This is a genomic window from Streptomyces sp. NBC_01296 (genome assembly GCF_035984415.1).
Taxonomy (GTDB): Bacteria; Actinomycetota; Actinomycetes; order Streptomycetales; family Streptomycetaceae; genus Streptomyces.
The window spans coordinates 489,460-507,915 of sequence record NZ_CP130721.1 but is presented as its reverse complement, the minus strand read 5'-3'; the positions used below and the strand labels follow the sequence as shown (position 1 = coordinate 507,915).

Here is an 18,456-nt window from a genome sequence, read left to right as displayed (position 1 = left end):
TGCTGTGCCAGACAGTGGTCACCACAGCGGAGCGCCTTCGGCCGCCTGTCGGATGGTGTGCTCGGGCAGGGTGGCGTTGGCAAGATCGAAGTCGGCCGTCGTGAGGAGGACCTGGAGCTCGTTGTCGGCTGCGACCGCGGCCAGTTCACGGAAGAGCTTATGGGCATCTGCGGACTGCATTTCCTCGGACTTCGGGCTGTCAATCAGCAGCAGGCCGGGGTGAGTCGACACTCCGTTGCGCCGACCGATCCGCAGGAGAGCGATGGCCACCGCGACACGTAGCCGCAGCTTCTCGCCGGCAGTCTGGTCTTGGAACCATTCCTGTGGGCTGCCGACGGGGTAGATCTTCAGACGTGCCGCGCGGTCGATGGACACCGACTCCAAGGACGGCAAACCGAACCGGATGGCGAGACTGGCGATCTCTTCGTTGATCTCTTTGAAGAGCTGAGTGGCAGCTGCCTTGCTGTCGCGCTCAAGCAGCCCAGCAGCGGCATCCAGGATGCGGATTGCCTTCTCCTCCGCCTCGTCCGGAGGGGTCTCCTGTGGGACTTGCAGCACGCTGAGTGCGCCTTCGAGGCGCAGAACGGCTTCGTGTGCCGCGAGCCGGGCTGGCAGGTCGGCTGCCGACTGGGCTCGGCGCAACTCTGCTTGGGTCTCCTCCAGCTGGCCGGTGAGCTGCTGAACGTCGGCTCGCGCTTGCTCGCGTTCGGTCTTCGCGGCTTCTTCGGCAGCGGTGGTGGCTTCGAGTCGGGTCTCGGCTTCGGCGGTCACGGCCTGCGGGTCTTCGTCGTCACCCACCACTTCCCTGCTACAGACCGCACACGTGTGCGCCTGGCGCTCTTCGCGGCGGCGCTCGTCGTCAATGGTCTGGTCGCATCGCGGGCAGCTGGTCGGGTTGAGCCCGTGGAACAGCAGGCGGGCGGTCGCGCTCTCGGTGACGTCGTTGAGGAGTTTGGCTGCGTGCTGTCGTTCCGTACGCGCCCGCCGGAACGTATGGTCCGCTTCCTCCCAGACGTCCTGCGCGTCGGCTACGGCTTGCGCGAGGTCCATGGCGGTGTGCGCGAGGTCGACCAGCGAGACATCGCTCGTGCCGCTCGGGCTCAAGCTGGCCAGGAGATCCTGAGCCTTGCCGAGTTCACCCTGAAGGCGGTCCCGCTCCGTCGTGCGCGCGGCAGCCGCCGCCTCGGCCTCCTTGCGCCGTGCCTTGTTGCCGGCGACCCGCACGTCGTGGACCGTCTTGACCCGGGTCAGAGCCGCGGCGGCCGGCAGGTCCAGGAAGACCTGCAGCAGGCGTCCCGACAGGCCGTCGACCATGACGTCGCCCATCAGCGGCTTGTCGGCGCCGGTGGGGAGGTAGATAGCCCCGAAGTACGACGGCCACCCGTGCGTTGTGGTGCTGGTCTCCTTTCGGCTGTTGAGAAGGGGTTGCAGGTCCATCCGGCCCAGCATCAGTCCCGCGATCTGCTCCGCGTAGCTCGCCGTGCTTCCTGCCCGGAGCAAGGATGTGATCCCCTGGCCGGGGTCAGGCGCGCGTACTCCTTCGAGCGCGGTGATGTCCTGGCCGGTCAAGACGACGGCGGAGGTGATCTCCCCCTCTGCGAGGTCGAGACGGAACGCCATGGGGGTGCCGGCGACAGTCGCGTCCAGATCGACATGCCGGAGCCAGCGGCGAACCCGGGCCTTTAGTACGTCGCGCCGGGTTCCTCGCAGGCACCATGTCACCAGCTCCAGCACCGAACTCTTACCCCGGAAGTTCGACGCCACGAAGGCGGTAAGGCCCTCCGAGAAGTCGAGCGGAGTGTCAAACGGACCCGGTTGGACGTCGCCGGTCCGCTCCCCGGCCAGTCGCAGCCGATGCACGCGCAACGGGCGGGCGCGGGCAGGAGAGACGACGAGGGGCAGGCCGTAGGCTGCGAACACGTCACGGACGTCGTCGACCGGAACGTCCGCCTTCTTCGCGATCCTGTCCTCCAGGGCCATCTCAGCCTGTGGTGCACTCACGCCTGTCCCCCTCCTTGCGCCGCGAGCTCCTGGCGAAGCGCCGCCAGGCGCACTCGTGCTTTCGCGCTGATCGACCGAATTTCCTGTCCCCGGGGCGTCTCCGCGTACTCGGGGATCCTGTACTGCATGTCCTTCAGCTCGCTGCCCCGCCTGTCGCCAGCGAGGGCAAGGACAAGCCCGACCCGCTCGACGTAGTACGCGAAGGCCGGCGCTTCACGGATGATCTTCCGCACCACATGGCGGCCGTGCTGCAGCAGGTAGTAGTCGTGCTGGCGCACGCGCTCGATCGTTCCGCGCCGCTGCCGGATGATCAATCCGGCACTACGCAGAACCGCGAGGGCATCATCCAGCCACCCATAGGCGCCGAAATGGTGGCGAAGCATCGGGTATCGGCGGACCTCCGGTTCTTCGGAATCCAGGATCACCGCAGCCTGCTCCAAGAGCTGAAGTTCGCCAGTGGTTTCGTAGCCGTTGAGGAGTTCGTTGGCGAGGAAGTCCGGGTTCCGCAGCCAGAAATCGAGCTTCTGCAGCTTGACCTGCGTCCGCACGACCCCGACTGCCTGCTGCAGCGCGGGCTCGGCCTGCTCCGGCACGGAGAGTGGCTCGCAGGCCCCGTCAATCAACAACAGAATGCGGACGGCGTCCTGCTCGCGGCTGGTTGGCCGCCCTTCAGGTTCCGTGCCCGCTCCATTGTGATCCATTGCGCCAGAGTAGTGAGCCGCACACGCTCTGCCCATGGCGTCTTCAGATTCCCGCCGCAAATCGTGACATCCGACGAACGACACACCCGGGTACGGGCGTATGGCGGCCCGCCGCCGAAACGGTGCTCGTGAAAGCCATGCAGGCGAACGTGGCTGCGGTCGAGTTGCCCCTGCTGGGGCCCGTCGCCATGCACCGGGACGGCAACCTCCAAGCCCGGCTGGAGCGCGGCCCCAACCCGTCGATGGTGGTCACGGCCCCCCCTTGTTCTAAATGTGCTGGCGGCGGCCCAATCCATGCACCCGCGACCCTGACACACCCCCGGCGGTGCAATCCTCCATCTCATCGACTCTGCTCCTCTCCCGTCAACGGCAGCAGGTCCGAATCCTCGGTGAATACGGGCACCGCGCGACTGAGTTGTCCACCGAGGAGGAGCACACTGGCACCTGACTCCTGCCCGGCCGCGCCAAACGCCTGCGCGCCGCCCTCCACGCGCTTAGCCGGCCCCCGCCCGTAAACCCACCTGCATCAGCGCCGAGCCTGTCGAACTCGCCCCCCTCCGCGGCTGGCTGCGAGCAGCGAAGGGGAAACCTGACCTTCCATGTCCCGTACCGCTTTCGGTGGATCCCAGTACGCGGGCGCCCAGGTCACGGCACCCTGAACGTCGTGGACCGGACGGTGGGCCGGCTCGATCGGGACGCGGGGAGGGGTTGGTCGTGATGGACAGGGTGCTGGAGGCGTTGGGGGCTGCGCATCAGGGGTCGGTGGGGGTGTTGCTGGCCGACGGCAGTGAGCCGGGCCCGGTCTACTTCGACGTGGGCAGCGGTCCGGACGGGCCGTCGTCGACCGAGTGGCACGCGTACGACGGCCGGCGTGGGCGGCCCCGGGCCGTGCTGCTGCGGGGCAGCTGCTCGTGCAGCTGGCGGGGCGCGGCCGCGTACCCCCTCGACTGGGCCAGGCTCGCCGGGGACCAGCCGCTGTATGAGGCGGACGTCGATCTGTCTGGGCCGATCGGTGACTACGAGGCCCACGTGTCGGTGGTACGGGACGCAGCCGTCCCGCTCCCCGCGGAGCTCACCGGTCTCCTCACCGACCTTGTCCGGCAACTCGATGTCCTCACCGTCGAGGAACCGCTGGTCGTATTGAAGGCCCTCGCTGACCTGCGGTCCGTCATTGCCCGGACCGGCCAGGACGCAGCGTACGAACTCGGCGCCCGCAACGTGCCACTCAAGGACATGGCGGCCGCGCTGGGCACGAGCGAAACCGCCGCCCGCCGCTACGTTAACGGCTACCTCCACCCCTGACCGGGTGGCGGGCCTCCGGCTCCTCCCCGGCCGCCACCGCGCTGACGGACCCTGAAGGCCGTTCAGCCGCTGCTCGGCGCACCGCCACGGTAGCGGGGGCCGAACATCTCGCCGGAACACGGCGGGAGACGGTGCGCTGCCACCTGAACAGCAGCGTGGTTGGCAGGGAGAGCACCGGGTACCCGGGGTGGCGTTGGGCCGTCAGCGCCAGTGCGCGGCCCATGCACGGGCGGCTGTGATCGTCTCGTCCAGCTCGGTCATCCCGTGCTCGCGCCAAGCCTCCCAGGAACGAGCCTCCGCCTTCGCAAGAACCAACACCCCCTCACGAGGAGCCTTGGCGAGCGCGGGGACGGTCCGTGCCCAGCGCGCCGCCTCCTCGACGCTCTACTTGCCGTCCAGCACCAGGCGGAACCCCCACAGCGCGGCGTCGACCCAGGCGGGGCCCCGCATCGCCCACGCCCAGTCGACCATCCACACCCGGCCGCTGCGCTCGACCATGAAGTTGGTGGCGGCCGGATCCGAATGCACCAGCCTGTCCCCCGTCAGCGTCGGCGGGGTCGCAGTACTCGCCCCACCGGTCCCACGGCGTCAGCCGCACCTCGTCAGGGGCTTGCACCAGACTCAGCTCGCGCAAGGCTGCGGCGACCGGCTCCACGTGGTCGCCGCAGCCTTGCCGAACCAGGCCCACGCGGAGGCGTTGGCGCCCTCGAAGCAGAGCAGCAGCCACCCGCCCGCCTCCTCCCGCCACAAAAGCCTCGGGGCGAAGGCGGGAACGAACGGGGCAATGGCTGCTTCGGCCTGCAGCTCACCGATCCGGGGGTGGTCCAGCGGCAGACCCTTGACGAACACCATCTCCGGGCCCGACGACGGCCAGAACAGGGATGCGAGCCCAGAACAGCGGCCGGGCCGGCCGACCGGGGCCGGGCGCTGCGGCCCCAGCCATCAGCGGGTGAGGGGGCCGACTGGTGGGGCGGCCAGCTGTGCTGATGACCGGCGCGCTCCACCTCCTGCAGTCCCTCCCCGGCGTCGGCAAGGTCCGGGCCGCCGCCACCTCATCGGCCTCGGCATCTCCGATGCGCGAAGGATCCGGGGCTTGGGCGACCGTCAGCGGGAACGCCTGGTCCAGCTCTTCCCTCCCAAGGAATGAACCACCCAGAAGACGCCCCCCTGTCAGGGGGCGGGGCATGCAGTCCCCTTCGGCACATTGGATGGGGCAGTCGTTGCCTATGGATGCCGCAGAAGCCCTCACCTGGAACAAGGCCGAGCCCTACGTACCCCATCGGTTCGGGCCTGACCTCGGTGAAACGGCGCTCTCAGTGACCGCCGCTCCCACACCCACCAGTGCAGGAAGACCGCTCTCCGCCTACACGGTGGGAATCTCGCCCTGCCACTCCTCCGTCTCGGCATGGCTCCCCTCAGCCTCCAACTCCGAGATCCTGCGATCCATCTTCTTGTCCTCGGCGTACTTTCGGTACTTGTTCACTCCGTACGCCGCACACGAGGCCACAGCGAGGCACGCCATATACGTGACCGCCGACTTCTGCCCTTGCGTCCGGTAGAAATCCCTCAGAGCATCAGGACCGCCGCGTTCTCCCGCTTCCTGAGTAAGCCTCGTCCAGTCGTTACCCATGCGTTCACTCCGATACCCGAGATGGCCCTTCGACTCCGCCGCTCCGCATGATGCTGCGGCGCCCGCCGTCGGCTGGATGCTAGTGGCCAGCGATGCTCGCTGACGGCCACTTCGTGCACCCGGGAAAGCAGGCATCCGATTGACTGGTGAGCCCACCAAAGAGGCGCCTGCGGGTCGTACAGTGTCCAGCAGTGTTCCGGTGCAGGGAGACGGAGTGGGGGCGGTCATGGCGGACGACATCCGGGTGGGCGAGGCAGTCCAGGCGCTGCGGGAAGAACTGTTGAGCGCGGCAGCCGCGGGTGCGTCGAGCGGCCTTCAGTTCGAAGTGGGGCCGATCGAGCTGGAGTTCGTCTTTACGCTGACGAAGGAGGCCACGGCGAAGGCCGGTGTCAGCCGGATCTTCAGCGCCGTGGTGTCGGCTGACGTCGCAGGCAAGGTGGGGAAACAAGACACCCACCGCGTGAAGTTCGCCCTCACCCCGAAGAGTGCCTCCGGCAGCCCCCTCCTGATCAGCAACAGCAACCCGCCTGAGGTCGGCGATCTGGACTCCGCTTTCGGGCGCTGAGGGTCGAGGCCTAGGTGGAGGAGCGGCGGCGGGTCGCGTTGGTGGAGGCCGCGGGACAGGGCTCCGGTTACGTCCTCGGACCACGCCTCGTCCTGACCGCGGGGCACGTCCTGGGCGCCTTGGGCCACGCGGTCGTCCGCACCCGCCGCGGTGTCCCCGTCCGCTGCGAGGTTGTCTGGGCTCGTTCCGACGGGCCCTACGACGCGGCCCTGCTGCTGGCTGACGAGGATCTCGTACCGGATCCGGAACCCGTACGCTGGGGCACGTTCGTCACGGTGGACCCGTCCGAGATCACTGTCTTCGGGTTCTCCGCGCTAGCCGGCCGCGAGGGGCGGGTTGGATCCGGAACGTTTCGGGGCTCGGCGGACCCGATGGAGGCGGTGGAGACCGATCGCTACGTGCTGGACATCGCTGGGAACCCGCCACTCGGCTCGGAGGGCAGGTCGCCGTGGGCCGGGATGTCCGGCGGGGCTGTCTGGTGCCACGGAGTCCTCGTCGGCGTCGCGGTGGCGGACCTTCCGGGCTGGCCGCACAGCAGGCTGGAGGCCGTCCCCGCGTACGCCTTGCTGGCCGACGCCGGTTTCCGGGAGCTGATCCGCCGGCATACCGACCGGGGTGTACAGCTGGAACCTGCCGAGTTCGCCGACGGCGCGGAGGCGGTTGCCCGCCTGGTCCCCCAGTCCGTGGCCTCGCTGCTCCACCCCCGCGCCGAGATGGTGCGGTTCTCCGGGCGCGGCGAACTGCTCGCCGAGATGACCGCGTGGAGCACTGCGGGCGACGACATGTCGCTGGCTTTGCTCACGGGGGCCGGCGGGGCCGGGAAGTCTCGGATCGCACGTGAGCTGGGGCACCGGCTGGCTGCCAATCGGTACGCAATCGTGCATCTGACCCGCCACGAGAACGCGGGCCACTATCGCATGCTTGCCCGGACCACGGCCCCGGTCCTGCTCGTCGTCGACTACGCGGAGAGTCGCGTCGAACAGGTCCGCTCGCTGCTGGACGAGCTGGTCCGCCGCCCGCGCGGGATCCCTTTCCGGGTGTTGCTTATCGCCCGCGCGGTGGGCCGCTGGTGGGACGAGGTGCGCGAGAGCGGCCCCGAGGCGGCCGATCTTGCCGAGCGCGCGCGGCGCTGGTCGATCACGGGCACCGAGTCGCTCGGCATGGATGCGCGCGAGGCCTTCCGCACGGCTGCGACCGATCTCGGCCGCGGGGTCGCTGCACTCGGCCTCCCCACGCCCCTCTCTCCCGCCGCGGACACGATGCTGCGCCATTTACCCCGGACTGTGCTGGAGATTCACATGGCGGCTCTCGCGAGTCTTCTCGCACCCCATGCGCCGTCCGCGGTGCGTGATGCCCAGGGCACCCTGCTTAGGCACGAGGCCGCGTACTGGAGGAAGACCTCCCGGAAGGCACCCCTCGCCAGTCTGGGGGATGCTGCCTTGCGCAACGCGGTCGTCACGGCCACGCTGGTGAGGCCTGTTTCCCGCACGCGTGCTCACGCGATCCTCAGGCGCGTGCCGCGCCTCGGCGACCAGCCGGAGGCCGTCCGCCACGCCGTCGCCGACTGGCTGCGCGACCTGTATCCCCGCCCCGAGTCCGCCGTCGGCGACATCTGGCAGTGGGGCACGCTGGAGCCCGACCCTCTGGGTGAGTATCTGGTCGGTACCCGGGTCGTGGAAGAGCCTGATACCTTCCTGCGTCTCGTTGAGGAGTTGGGCAACGAGGAGATGGTCGACGCCCTGGTGGTGCTGAGCAGGGCCGCCGCATGGACGGACGGGCTGTCAGACGTCCTTCGAACGGCCGTACGGGATGCCCCGGGGATTCTGGCGCCCCGTCTGGTGGCGGCGGCGATACGCAGTGCGGAACCGGCGCTGCTGATCGATGCGTTGGACGTGATCCTGGCAGAGGATCTGCTGCCGTCTCAGCACTTGCAGGAACTCGCGCTACGGACACCTGTGCTGACCCGGGCGTTGGCCGACTGGAGCGTACGGCTGCTGCGTCGGTGCACGGAGATCACCGAAGAACGCTCGGCCGACGACCCGGTGCAGCGCGCGGGCGCCCTCTTCAACCTCACGACTAGGCTCCTGGGCGTCGAGTGCCATGAGGAGGCATTGAGCACTACAGCGTCCGCGCTGGCTCTCCTCGACGCTGTTCCCGACGTGCCGGCCTGCCTCAAGGGAATGTTGCTGGCGCAACGGAACCATGCGCTCCTTGGTCTCAAGCGAGTCGAAGAATCCGTGGTCGAAGGGCAGAAGGCGCTGGCGGAGCTCTCCGGCTGGCGGCCGGAGGACTGGGACGTTGGTACGTCCGATGTGGCCGGGCTGTTGAACAACCTTTCCTACGGCCTTGCCGCCACCGGCCGCCTCAATGAAGCGCTGGACAAGGCCCGGGCCTCCGTCGACATGCGCCGGGAACTCGCCTCCAGCGACGCAGGAGCACGCCCGGATCTCGCGCGGTCGCTCAACACGCTGTCACGCCACCACCACCAGGCGGGGCACCTGGACGAGGCCCTGAGAGCGGCCCGGGAGTCGTTACGAGTCCGCCGGGCAGCAGCCGAGGAGAGACCTGACGCCTATCTCACCGAACTCGAGTCCACGCTAAGCCATCTCGCGGAGATTTTGCTCGATCTCGGCGACTTCACCGGTGTGCGGGAGGCCATCCGGGAGGCGGCCTCGATCCAACGGCAGCTGGACCCCTCCGATCCGGACACGCGACAGTGGGACTACGTGCGGACTCTCTTGGACTTGGCGGAACTCAGTACCACAGCCGACGCCCACGAGGAGGCGATTGAGATCGCGGACGAGGCCGTCACCCTGGCGAGGCGCCTCGTCGCGGATCGCGGCCGGGACCACCTGCCGCTGCTCGGCGGAGCGTTCCTCATGCAGGCCAAGACACTGGCCAACGCATCACGACTGGCGGTGGCGTCCCGGGTCAACAACAAGGCGGCACAGATCTTTCGCTCATTGCTCCGCGACACGACAGACTATGCCCAAGGCCTCCTGACCGCCCTGAACAACCAGGTGAGCTTTCTGACGCTCGCGCGAAGATTCGAAGGCGCCGAGCTCGCGGCCGCCGAAGCCGTGACCGTCCTGGCACGGCTGGAGCTGCCGGAGGAGCTCGCCGACGCCCATCTGCGGCGCGCCAGCACCCTGCTCGCTCTCGATCGCCTACAGGAGTTCGAGTCGGCCCGCAGCGCGGCCCTGGAGCTCTACCAGCGCCTGGCCAGCGAGTCGCCGGGTGACTACACGAAAAAGATCGCCGAAGCCAAGTCCCTCGGCTTGGAGCCCCCTCAGCCTGCCCCCCTTTAAGCTGTCTCCTCCCTGTAACTGATCGTTTCAAAATGAGGTTCGAAGTCGCCGTAAGCAGATGATGCTGCAAGCAAGTTGGAGAAGGCCGAGGTGGAGATCGGCTCGTATCTCGTAGCGGATCCGTAGCCGTTTGAACTGGTGTAACCAGGCAAAGGTCCGCTCGACGACCCAGCGGGTCCTGCCAAGACCTGATCCGTGAGGTGTGCCACGTCGGGCGATCTCGGGCGTGATCCCGCGGGCCCCCCGGGGCTGAACGGCGAAATGCACTCATGGCCGCTACAAGGTCAGATCTAGGCCTTCCGATCCATCAACGGGAATGAGACACCGGGTCGAGTTCAGGGCACCGACGAGAGCTGCCTGACCCGCGTCCTGACCGTCATCACATACCCATCATTCGACCCGCTGGACGGCGAGGGTGCGGCCAGCGTCAATCCCACGGGAACAGCAACTGGCCAGCATCCGCGCGATCTACGCTCCCAAGAAGGAAGGCCTTGTTCGCCCTGGCCATCTGATTGGAACTTCCCTGAACCACATCGCGCTGCCGCCTCCCTCGAGCCTAGGAGAAATGGGCAGCGCGCTGTCCGGTTTGGTGCGGTGGTGCCCCTGTTCCAGGGACGTACGACGCGGAACACAAACGCCTCGACCGGTGGGCGGCACGTCAGCAAGGACGCCTGCCCAAGCCCTGCGAACGCAAGGCCATCGTGATCGGAACGGGTCCCCGACGCGCTGCACGCCTCAACCCCGATGCCCCGCGCTTGATCCTCGAGTGGGACAGCTTCACCTGACAGGCTTTGAACGCGGTGGAGAATACGCGCCGACCTGCCGCGCCCTCAACTTGACGCCTGACTCCACCCCCGCCAAGCAGGCTGAGACGACCAGCCCCCTCACCGGACGTAGCCCGCTGGTCCTGGGAGCCGCGCGTCACCAAAAGACCCGACCTGAACCGTGCCGAGCGACTACCAAGTCCGGTTCATTGTGGGCGGCGAGGAGGAGTTGGCGTACAGACTGCTTGCGCGCCTGGAGCAGGTCTTCGGGCAGGTATGGCGATGACAGGGCGGTGTTCCTCGATGATGACGCGGTTCCAGACACTGGAGGCTCGGCGCGTTAGGGCTTCGTGACGGGGCGCCCGAGACAGTGCAGCGCCGGGGAGTCCGGCGACGGCTGTTGGCTGCCGATGTGGACGTACCCCCAGCCCTCGTAGAGCCTCTTCACCTTGCCGTCGCCGGCGGCCGGGTTGACGAGGAGGGACGCGTAGTCCTCGTCTCGGTGCCGGAGGAGTTCGTCGTGCATGGCCTGGGCGAGTCCTTGGCCGCGCCAGGGCTTGACGACGCCGATCTCCTTGATCGCGAGGGATGTCGAGCTCGCGTACTGGGCAGGGGCTGGGTCGTCCATTCGAGTCCACCAGCGGTTTCCGGGCTCCACCGTGTTGGCGTAGGCGTAGCCGATGGGTTCGCCGTCGGGAGCGTGGGCCATGACGGCTTCCCAGCCGGGGTCGTTGCCGTGCCGGTCGAGTCGTTCGGTGAACGTCTCGACCCGGTAGTTCGGCAGGTGAAGCAGGTCGCCTCGTACGCTCGCGTAGACCTTGATCAGATCCTCTCGCACGTCCTCGAGGTCCGTGTGGTGCTTCAGGATGACGGAGTCCGTCATTTCGCAGTTCCTTTCAGCGACCTGGCGTACTCGGTCCACAGGCGGGCTTGCGGGCTCGTCCGCGCATTCTTGCGCAGCTCACTTCCGAGGGTCGCCAGCATCTCCACGACGCGGGGATGGGATGTGGCCGCGTCCCGGGGGACGCGCATCGCGGAGGTCACCGCTGGCTCCAGGTCGCCTTGGCCCAGCTGGGCGAGGGCGAGACGCGAGGTGGTGATGGCCCGCGACCTGTGCATGTGGGGTCGTAGGCTCGCCAGGCATCGATGGGCGTGTGCCTCGGCAGCGTCGTACTGGGCTAGGGACATGAAGGCGGAGAGGGCGAGGCTGTCCAGTTCGGCTTGGTCGTAGAAGGCCCGCATCCAGACCGGGCGGTCCGCGTCGGGATCTGCTCGCTGCATCGCTTCCTGTGCTGTGTCGAGCGCTCGGCGGGTGGCTCTGAGGTCGCCAGCGGTGGCGTGGATGGCGGCGTGCCGAGCGTGTCCGAGGGAGGCGAACATGGGGTCGCGTCGGGTGATCGCGAGGGTGCGGGCGACGTCGTTGGCCGCTGCGGCGTCGGCGGGTCGCTTCATGTGCCGGTACATAGTGCCGGCGTGGGACCAGATACGGAATTGGATGGCCTGATCGCCGGACATCGCGGCGAGTTGCTGGGCGTGGCGCATGTGCTCGATGGCCCGGTTGTACCGGCGTCCGTCGATGGCGGCCCACATGGCGGAGGAGCGGAACGCGGCGGCGCTGGCGTATAGGTATCCGCGTACGCGCTGGCTGGCGGCCCCGCTTGCTTGTAGTTGAAGGGCTTCCTCGCTGAGGGCGGCGGCCTGCTGTTCGATGGTCTGCTGGCCGCCATGGCGGTGATCGCTGGCGACGACATCGGCGAAGCGTTGCTGGAGACGCTCGACGTCGGTGACGCCGATGCGGGGCGAGGCCGCGTAGCTGGGCGTGGCGGCGGTGGCCGCGATGGCGGCGGCTCCCTGGATGAGATGACGGCGGAGCACTGGCGGTTCCTCCTTCGCTGGTGCGGATGCCGGGGTACGAGTGCGGCGTTCGAACCCTAAGTCGGTGGCTGACTTTCCACTGACGAGTTCCAGGGCTCGCAGTTGCACGTTCTTGGGGCAGCGGACACGTCCGGAGCGCCAGGCGCGGATGTTGCTGTCGTCCAGTCCGCCATGCCGGCCGGTGAGTTGGGCGACAGCCCCGTTGACCAGCTCAGCCAGTTCACGGGAGCTCAGTTGCTGGTCGTGCATCCATTCGACGAGTACGTGGTTCGGCAGCACGCTCATCGCTCCACAGTAGGACCGATCGCGCCCCTCATACAGGTAAAGGAAGGACCAAATCGCCCTAGGGTACGCGGAGATGAAGGAGTCACATCGCCCTACTCGCGGCTCGGCGGAAGGCGTTTACCTGAGCGAGCTGACGACGGAAGCGCCGCCGAAAGGACCGATGATGACCAGTCTCAGGGTGCCGAACACAATGTGTGCCGGCGCGGCCCCGGAGCCAGCCCGCGTTGCGCCGTTACCGGACCCCGCCATCCGGTCCTCGGATCAAGTGCCGCCGGCTGCGGGGTTCCGCGACGGGGCGGAGACCGTTGTCTGGTGCGCGCGCCCCGCTGGGCCCGGCTCGTTTCGCCCGGAAGATGCCCGATACGTGCAGGACGTTCGGCGCTCCACGATGTCCCACATGCGCCGCTGGGGCGTCGAGGACGATGTGGCATCGGCTGCCGAGCTGATGGTGAGCGAGCTGCTCACCAACGAACTCCAGCACGGTTCCAGCAGCTCGATCCGTGTCCGGTGGGTCGTCGGCTGTGGCGCTCTCATGCTGGCGGTAACAGGTGGCGGATCGTACGTTCCCAAGGTCAAGATGGCGGACCCGGACGATATCGGCCAGCGAGGCCTCTACCTGGTGGATCACCTCGCACGTGAGCACCGCGGATGCTGGGGCGTCTCCGCGGACGGCACCACCTGGTGCGTACTGGGCTCGGCCACCCTCCGGGAGTCGGCGTGAGCCTCCCTTCCACCGTCTCAGCGTTACCACCGAGCGACCGGTATCCGTCACCTGCCACCTCGCCGCTGCGGTTCGCCGACTGCTGCACCTGGAGGCCAACGGCGAAGTGGAGCGTCGGCTCGCTGGGCTACCTCCACGTCGTGCGCCACCCTGCCCCCAGGTCCCTCCCGGCGCTGGCCTCTCCACTTTGGAACGGGCAGTCCCCAACGGCCCCGTCCCCCGGAGCACGCTCAACCATTCCCGCGTGCTGACCGGCCATAGGGCGTGCGGTACAGCGCGCCACTGCCTCCGTTGCCATGCGGGCAACCGGGGCGTGCCCGGCCTCCCCGCGCCACGCACCTCGGCGGTCTGCCAACCACTGCGAGGCCAGCACCGCCGCACGGCTGCTGCGGAAGACAGCCTCCCCCTGTCGGTCCTCGCGCCGATCCCGGCCACTACCTCACTAGTCAAGGTTTCCCATGTATGTAATGACGCTGCTGACCCCCGACCACGTCCCAGCTGTAGACGAGTTGATCCGCTTGCGCATGTACTGGCTGCTGGATCGTCGGCTCCCATTGAGCGGGGAAAGCTCCAACCTCGTCGACCTCGTCCGCCTCCCGGAGCCCGAGCCGGGCATGCTGCCCGTCGGGATGTGGGACGGCGAGACCCTCGTTGCTGCACTCGCGGTACAGTCCGCAGCTCCCGTGGCCGGCTGGACACTCGAGGAGCGGCAGGAATCGAGCCTGACGGTCTCCCTGACTCACACCCACCCCGAGCAGCAGGGCCTGGGGCGGCTGCTGACGCACTGGCTCTGCGACTATGCCGCACGCAGGCCCTCTCCCCCAGCGTGGATCCGCTGCACCGTGCGGGTGAAGAACCTGGCTGACTATCTCGAGCATGCCTGCGGCTGGGAGAAGGTCCGCGAAATCACGGGCTGGAAGGGGGACTCCCACCTGTTCCAGCGCGCCCCGCGCAGAGACCCGCAAATGCGACTATTGGTCCGCGGCGAAGGCGAGTTGGCGTGATGCTTCAGGCACTCTCTCAGGAGATACGGCAAGCTGACTCTATTGATCTTGCCAATTCGAACGTGACGGTCGAAGAGATCTGTGAGCTGATCACCGCCGGGATTGATATCGGCCGCTACGTGCCGGGGATGGTGCTGCCGGCCAAGGTCGTCGCCACCGACCTCGGTGTACCTGCGGTCCTGCTGCCGCGCGCATTCGCAGACCTGGCGCAGGCCGGGACACTGGCCCGAAACGGCTACCACATCGCCGTGCCCCATTCGCCAGATGAGCGGGACTCTCGGGCCCGCCACCTGGCCAACCGGTTCCTCGACCAGGTCGCGTCCAGGCTCTACCCTCCCGAGGCGCCGCTGCCGGGGATCGCCGAGCTCGCCCGCGACCGCGTCACCGAACCATCACTCATGCGCACGGCCCTCAGCCTCCTCCAGGACGAAGGGTGGGTGGGCAGGAACCCGGGGCGAGGCCGCATGGTCCTGCCGTCCGGGTGGCTGCTCGCCCCACCCCGAACAGTGGCCCTTCCGCCCCTCGCCGCCGGCATGGCCGGGCTGGCCGAGCACGCAGCCCGGGATGCCGTCAGGCTGGCTTATACCCGGTGGCGCAGTCGGCAGTTCCTGCCACCCGAGGATGTTCAGAGGGCATGGCAGGAGATGCGCAGTATCGCCACGCACGTCCTGCCGTCCACGCCGCCCGGGACTCCTTCTTCGGCCTACCGCGGGGATCGGGCAGTGGCCCTTGTGCGGGAGGCCGCGTCGGCTCCGCTCCCCGACACCGCCCTGCTGGGCCTGTGGCACACCGCCTGTCTGGCCATGGCCATCAGGGGCCTTCTGGCCTACTCCTGCCGGAGGGCGCCATGACCATAAACCGCGGCCACCGATTGCTGCAGCTGCTTCGCAGTCTGGCCGGTGTGCCGCTGGTGGGACCGATCGCAGCGGGCATAGCGGCTGCGTACGGCAGACGGCGTGTCCGGCAGATGCTCTCTCGCGCCCGGCTCCGGATCGAGCCGGACAACGGTGGGGCTATACGCCCCGGCCTTTCGCGGCCCCGGCCTCGGGAGTGACCGGCGCCGTCGGCCGGCTCAATGTGCAGTCACGTGCGTGGTTCTCGGGACGGGACTGGGGACGCTAGCGTCCGACGCGGGGTCCGCCGGGCTCTTGGGTCCGTGGGTGGCTGATGGCGTTCCGGTCCGCCCGCTTCTGCAGCGGGACTGTAAATCGTTCGATTGACAGACCCCACCAAATGAAACGCTATCTTAAAGGGTGTGTGATGTTTGATCAGGCGGCGACCGTCGATCCACATCATTTGCGACGCGGAGGTAGAGGCCTGCGAGGTAGCTGTCCGTGATCTTGCATCGGGTGGTTATACCTCTCCAGACTTTCTACGCAGTGGATCTCCAGTGCGATTCGATGCGCCTGCTGTCGCTCAGTGGCGAGTCAACCCCGGATGTCGCAAACTGAAGCTGAAGCAAAGAGCGATGGTATGGGAATGCTTCAGTGCATCTCGACCACGCATATCGGCAGGGGCTGATCGTCGATGACGAAACCCAGCAAGCAACATCCAGCGGGAACCCACCCGGAATCGCCCTCATGGGAAGCGTTTTGCGAGGAAGAAAGCTTCGTCGTCAACGACACTGAGTTTGCTCACAAATTGGACGCCAGTAAGGCGGCCAAGAAACACAACTCGCAATTCACTCCACCACATCACGCCAGGGCACAGAGACACATCCCTCACCCGGACCCTGACAAGCCGCCTCACCACCCATAAGACACCGTTTCTAAGCGCGTTGATCCGTGCATGACGGATCTGGTTGAGCGGCTGGTGCCGGACGAGTTGTGGGTGTCGTTCCGACGGGTAGTGCCGCCGACGGAAGTCCATACCTCCGCAGGGTGGTGGCCAAGCGTCGAGCGGGTGACCGCGAAGCATTGGCCGCGATCATCTTCGCAGCGACCTCGGGCTGCACCCGGCGACAGCTGCCGCCGGTGTTCAGTCCGAGCTGGCAGACGATCTACCGACGCTTCGCCCGGTGGAGCCGGGCCCGGGTCTGGGCCCGCCTCCACCGCGTCATCCTCGACGAACTCGGTGCCCGCGGGGAACTGGACTGATCGCGTTGCGCGATCGACTCCGTCAGCATGCGGGCTGCAAAAGGTGCCGATGTGGTTGAAGACGATCAGCACGGGCGGGTGCGGGACCTCTCCGTAGTCGGCGGCGCGGGCGGGCCAGCGGGTGCGCCACATCGGCTTGTCCTTGCCGTCGGTGTCCTTGATCTGCCGCTTGAAGAACCGGTGGTAATTCGCGCGCTTCGCCGCGATCTCCTCGGCACTCTCGTGGCAGTTGTCGACCTCGATGAACAGCAGCGGGATCCGGTCCTGCGGGGCGGTGAGCACGATGTCGGCCTGGGCGCCGCCCTTGCCCGGCACGCCCCACGTGCCGGTGGCGGGCAGCGGGACCTCGGTCGCGTACGAGGCGATGGTGCCGACACCGCCGGGTGCGTCGACGGCGGCCTGGGCGGCCGCCTTGGCTTCGGCCGGCTCGCGGGTGAGTAGCCTCAGGTCGGGCTTGGGGCGGAGCAGCGCGATGACCGTCTCGTTGACGGCCATGGGGCGGGTGGCCCCGCTGGAGCCCGCGACGCGCACGGTGGAGTCCATCTCCGACATGGGGCGGCCCAGTTCGTAGGAGGCGGCCTCCAGGCCCTTGGCGGTCAGGTTGCGCAGCGACTCCCCCGCCCGGCTGGTCCCGCCGTTCTCGGCGAGACCGTGCTTGCGCAAATCGGAGAGCGCACCCGCGCGCGAAGCAGTCCGTGCGGTCTTCCGCTCGGAAGCAGTCGCCTTCGTCGTGTGCCGGTAGGTCAGGTGCGGTGAAGCGATCCGCTGGATCTGGTCAGCCGTGGCCACCTTCAGCACCCCAAGCACACGCAGCACACCGCCCGCAGGTCGTTCGAGGACCCCGCCGGATTCGTCAGCCGCCTGCCTGCCATCAGCTCCACCCCTTCGCCACTCGCGACCAGCTGCACCGGTCGGCCACAAGCCGGACCTGTCTGATCGTGGAGGGCGCCGGGCCCCCTGGAACCCGATGATCTCCTCCCCCACGGACAACAAGAGGGGAGAAGAGGGGCGTGACGGCGCAGTTTTCACGCTGATTCGTGCGCTGGTCAGCCGAAGTCGAAGGTGGCGACTACGGGGGCGTGGTCGGACTCGGGGTACTTGCTGTCGGTGGCGAAAGCGATGGAGTCGTCGTGGAGGATCTCGTTGTGGATCTCTGAGCCGCGGTAGTGGGCAAGGAGGTTTCGGGTGACGAGCATGTGGTCGATCATCTGGCCACGGCCGTGGTGGAAGAGGGTGTAGCGGGCCTCGCTAGGGATGGTGTGCTCAATGGGGACCAGGACCCGGCTGGCGAGGTCTCCGTTGTTGGTGTCCTCGACGTTGCCGCAGATCGCCAGCACCGGAACTTCTTCGGGCTCGGCGTTGAAGTCACCAGCGACGATGATCCGCGCGTCTGGATCGTCCTTGAGGATCTGGTCGATGAGGCGCCTGACTTCCAAGGCCTGGCTCATGCGCTTCATGGACGACAGGAAGCTGCCTTCGGCCCAGCTGTCGGCGGTGCGCCAGATGCCCTTCTGGGAGTCGACCACCTGGCCGGGAATGTCGCTGGGGATCTTGGACTTCAGGTGCACGGTAATGACGTGCAGCAGTCGGCCAGGGGCTGCGTGATCGATGTCGATCTGCGCGTGCAGGATGGGCCGCTCGATACCGATCGCCACCGGCTGCGGGTCGGGGGGATTGGCGGTGAGCCGCTGGTAGCGGGGCTCGTTGACCAGGTCGTTCTTCAGCTGCTGATGCTTGAGAACCGGCAGGTGGGTGGCGATCACCAGGTTCCGCACGTCGAAAACCGCGTCGCTCTCAGGCTTGGTACTGACCAGGGGCGCGCCGTCGAGGTTGGTGCCAGCGAGCAACTCCTTCAGCGCGAGAAGGTCGCGCGGCTGCCCGGGGCGCTCCTGCCCGTGGACTTCCTGGAAACAGGCGATATCCGCCCGCAGCCGCGTGATCTGCGGCTTCATCAACGTGATGCGTTCAGCCAGCGAAGGGCGCGCCGTCGGGAGGGTCTCATCGAAGTTCTCGAGGTTGAACGTAGCAATCCGGATCTGTGTCACAGGTGCCCCCAGGGCTCGCCATGGCCGGGAAACGCAGCGTAATCAGAGCCTGCTGATGGTGGAGGTGAGGCGCGCTCGGCGTTCCGCCGATTGCCACGCGCGCCCGGTCCTGCTGCCGCAGCCCTGAGCCGCCAGGCTTGGCCCTGGGCACCCCGGAGA

14 protein-coding genes and 4 pseudogenes are annotated in these 18,456 nt (G+C 67.8%); 8 read left to right on the top strand and 10 right to left on the bottom strand.

Annotated features, from left to right (window positions below; genetic code table 11):
* Positions 1–18: 18 nt before the first annotated feature.
* Entirely contained in the window at positions 19–1,980 is a 1,962-nt protein-coding gene (locus OG299_RS42430; RefSeq protein ID WP_327364990.1) for an ATP-binding protein, read from the bottom strand.
* A gap of 17 nt (positions 1,981–1,997) precedes the next feature.
* Positions 1,998–2,702 carry a hypothetical protein gene (locus tag OG299_RS42425; RefSeq protein WP_327364989.1) on the bottom strand — a complete coding sequence of 235 codons (705 nt, stop codon included), beginning with the start codon at positions 2,700–2,702 and terminating at the stop codon, positions 1,998–2,000.
* 714 nt (positions 2,703–3,416) lie between these two features.
* Between OG299_RS42425 and OG299_RS42420 the strand changes: the two genes are divergently transcribed.
* On the top strand, positions 3,417–4,004 hold the full coding sequence (locus tag OG299_RS42420) for a hypothetical protein (protein ID WP_327364988.1): 588 nt from the start codon (positions 3,417–3,419) through the stop codon (positions 4,002–4,004).
* Positions 4,005–4,388: 384 nt separating this feature from the next.
* Here OG299_RS42420 and OG299_RS42415 read toward each other — a convergent pair whose 3' ends face one another.
* From OG299_RS42415 to OG299_RS42405, 3 genes are all read right to left on the bottom strand, one after another.
* Complete coding sequence (locus OG299_RS42415) at positions 4,389–4,532, bottom strand: hypothetical protein (RefSeq protein ID WP_327364987.1); 144 nt, start codon at positions 4,530–4,532, stop codon at positions 4,389–4,391.
* 93 nt (positions 4,533–4,625) lie between these two features.
* Positions 4,626–4,856, bottom strand: a complete 231-nt coding sequence (locus OG299_RS42410) for a hypothetical protein (RefSeq protein WP_327364986.1) — start codon at positions 4,854–4,856, stop codon at positions 4,626–4,628.
* A gap of 511 nt (positions 4,857–5,367) precedes the next feature.
* Positions 5,368–5,634: a hypothetical protein gene (locus tag OG299_RS42405; RefSeq protein WP_327364985.1), complete on the bottom strand. Its 267-nt coding sequence runs from the start codon at positions 5,632–5,634 to the stop codon at positions 5,368–5,370.
* Positions 5,635–5,860: 226 nt separating this feature from the next.
* On the opposite strand from OG299_RS42405, the gene OG299_RS42400 reads away from it, so the two are divergent.
* Positions 5,861–6,199, top strand: coding sequence for a trypco2 family protein (locus tag OG299_RS42400; protein WP_327364984.1), 339 nt, complete (start codon positions 5,861–5,863; stop codon positions 6,197–6,199).
* A gap of 14 nt (positions 6,200–6,213) precedes the next feature.
* Complete coding sequence (locus OG299_RS42395) at positions 6,214–9,507, top strand: P-loop NTPase (protein WP_327364983.1); 3,294 nt, start codon at positions 6,214–6,216, stop codon at positions 9,505–9,507.
* A 27-nt stretch (positions 9,508–9,534) separates the two neighbouring features.
* On the opposite strand, the pseudogene OG299_RS42390 reads toward OG299_RS42395, so the two are convergent.
* Positions 9,535–9,744 (bottom strand): annotated as a pseudogene (locus OG299_RS42390) (transposase); the annotation flags it as partial.
* Positions 9,745–10,151: 407 nt separating this feature from the next.
* On the opposite strand from OG299_RS42390, the pseudogene OG299_RS43010 reads away from it, so the two are divergent.
* Positions 10,152–10,292, top strand: a pseudogene (locus OG299_RS43010) (DUF6087 family protein); the annotation flags it as partial.
* 319 nt (positions 10,293–10,611) lie between these two features.
* Here the strand turns inward: OG299_RS43010 and OG299_RS42385 are convergent.
* Positions 10,612–11,154, bottom strand: coding sequence for a GNAT family N-acetyltransferase (locus OG299_RS42385; RefSeq protein WP_327364982.1), 543 nt, complete (start codon positions 11,152–11,154; stop codon positions 10,612–10,614).
* Positions 11,151–12,431, bottom strand: coding sequence for an NsdA family TPR-like regulatory protein (locus OG299_RS42380; RefSeq protein WP_327364981.1), 1,281 nt, complete (start codon positions 12,429–12,431; stop codon positions 11,151–11,153). Before OG299_RS42380 ends, OG299_RS42385 begins: the two co-directional genes overlap by 4 nt.
* A 73-nt stretch (positions 12,432–12,504) precedes the next feature.
* Between OG299_RS42380 and OG299_RS42375 the strand changes: the two genes are divergently transcribed.
* From OG299_RS42375 to OG299_RS42360, 4 genes and pseudogenes are all read left to right on the top strand, one after another.
* Entirely contained in the window at positions 12,505–13,152 is a 648-nt protein-coding gene (locus OG299_RS42375; RefSeq protein WP_327364980.1) for an ATP-binding protein, read from the top strand.
* Between the two features lie 467 nt (positions 13,153–13,619).
* Positions 13,620–14,156 (top strand): hypothetical protein, encoded by a 537-nt coding sequence (locus tag OG299_RS42370; RefSeq protein WP_327364979.1) that lies wholly within the window; start codon positions 13,620–13,622, stop codon positions 14,154–14,156.
* Positions 14,156–15,007: a hypothetical protein gene (locus tag OG299_RS42365; RefSeq protein ID WP_327364978.1), complete on the top strand. Its 852-nt coding sequence runs from the start codon at positions 14,156–14,158 to the stop codon at positions 15,005–15,007. The genes OG299_RS42370 and OG299_RS42365 overlap by 1 nt, the downstream gene beginning before the upstream one ends.
* A 937-nt stretch (positions 15,008–15,944) precedes the next feature.
* A pseudogene (locus OG299_RS42360) lies at positions 15,945–16,249 on the top strand (transposase); the annotation flags it as partial.
* Between the two features lie 219 nt (positions 16,250–16,468).
* Here the strand turns inward: OG299_RS42360 and OG299_RS42355 are convergent.
* Positions 16,469–17,041, bottom strand: a pseudogene (locus tag OG299_RS42355) (replication-relaxation family protein); the annotation flags it as partial.
* A 257-nt stretch (positions 17,042–17,298) separates the two neighbouring features.
* Positions 17,299–18,297, bottom strand: a complete 999-nt coding sequence (locus tag OG299_RS42350; protein ID WP_327364977.1) for an endonuclease/exonuclease/phosphatase family protein — start codon at positions 18,295–18,297, stop codon at positions 17,299–17,301.
* Between the last annotated feature and the right edge of the window lie 159 nt (positions 18,298–18,456).

Coding starts and splice junctions, on each gene's coding strand:
- OG299_RS42430 (WP_327364990.1), bottom strand. CDS start 1,980: ATGGCCCTGGAGGACAGGATCGCGAAGAAGGCGGACGTTCCGGTCGAC.
- OG299_RS42425 (WP_327364989.1), bottom strand. CDS start 2,702: ATGGATCACAATGGAGCGGGCACGGAACCTGAAGGGCGGCCAACCAGC.
- OG299_RS42410 (WP_327364986.1), bottom strand. CDS start 4,856: ATGGTGTTCGTCAAGGGTCTGCCGCTGGACCACCCCCGGATCGGTGAG.
- OG299_RS42405 (WP_327364985.1), bottom strand. CDS start 5,634: ATGGGTAACGACTGGACGAGGCTTACTCAGGAAGCGGGAGAACGCGGC.
- OG299_RS42400 (WP_327364984.1), top strand. CDS start 5,861: ATGGCGGACGACATCCGGGTGGGCGAGGCAGTCCAGGCGCTGCGGGAA.
- OG299_RS42385 (WP_327364982.1), bottom strand. CDS start 11,154: ATGACGGACTCCGTCATCCTGAAGCACCACACGGACCTCGAGGACGTG.
- OG299_RS42380 (WP_327364981.1), bottom strand. CDS start 12,431: ATGAGCGTGCTGCCGAACCACGTACTCGTCGAATGGATGCACGACCAG.
- OG299_RS42375 (WP_327364980.1), top strand. CDS start 12,505: ATGAAGGAGTCACATCGCCCTACTCGCGGCTCGGCGGAAGGCGTTTAC.
- OG299_RS42370 (WP_327364979.1), top strand. CDS start 13,620: ATGACGCTGCTGACCCCCGACCACGTCCCAGCTGTAGACGAGTTGATC.
- OG299_RS42365 (WP_327364978.1), top strand. CDS start 14,156: ATGCTTCAGGCACTCTCTCAGGAGATACGGCAAGCTGACTCTATTGAT.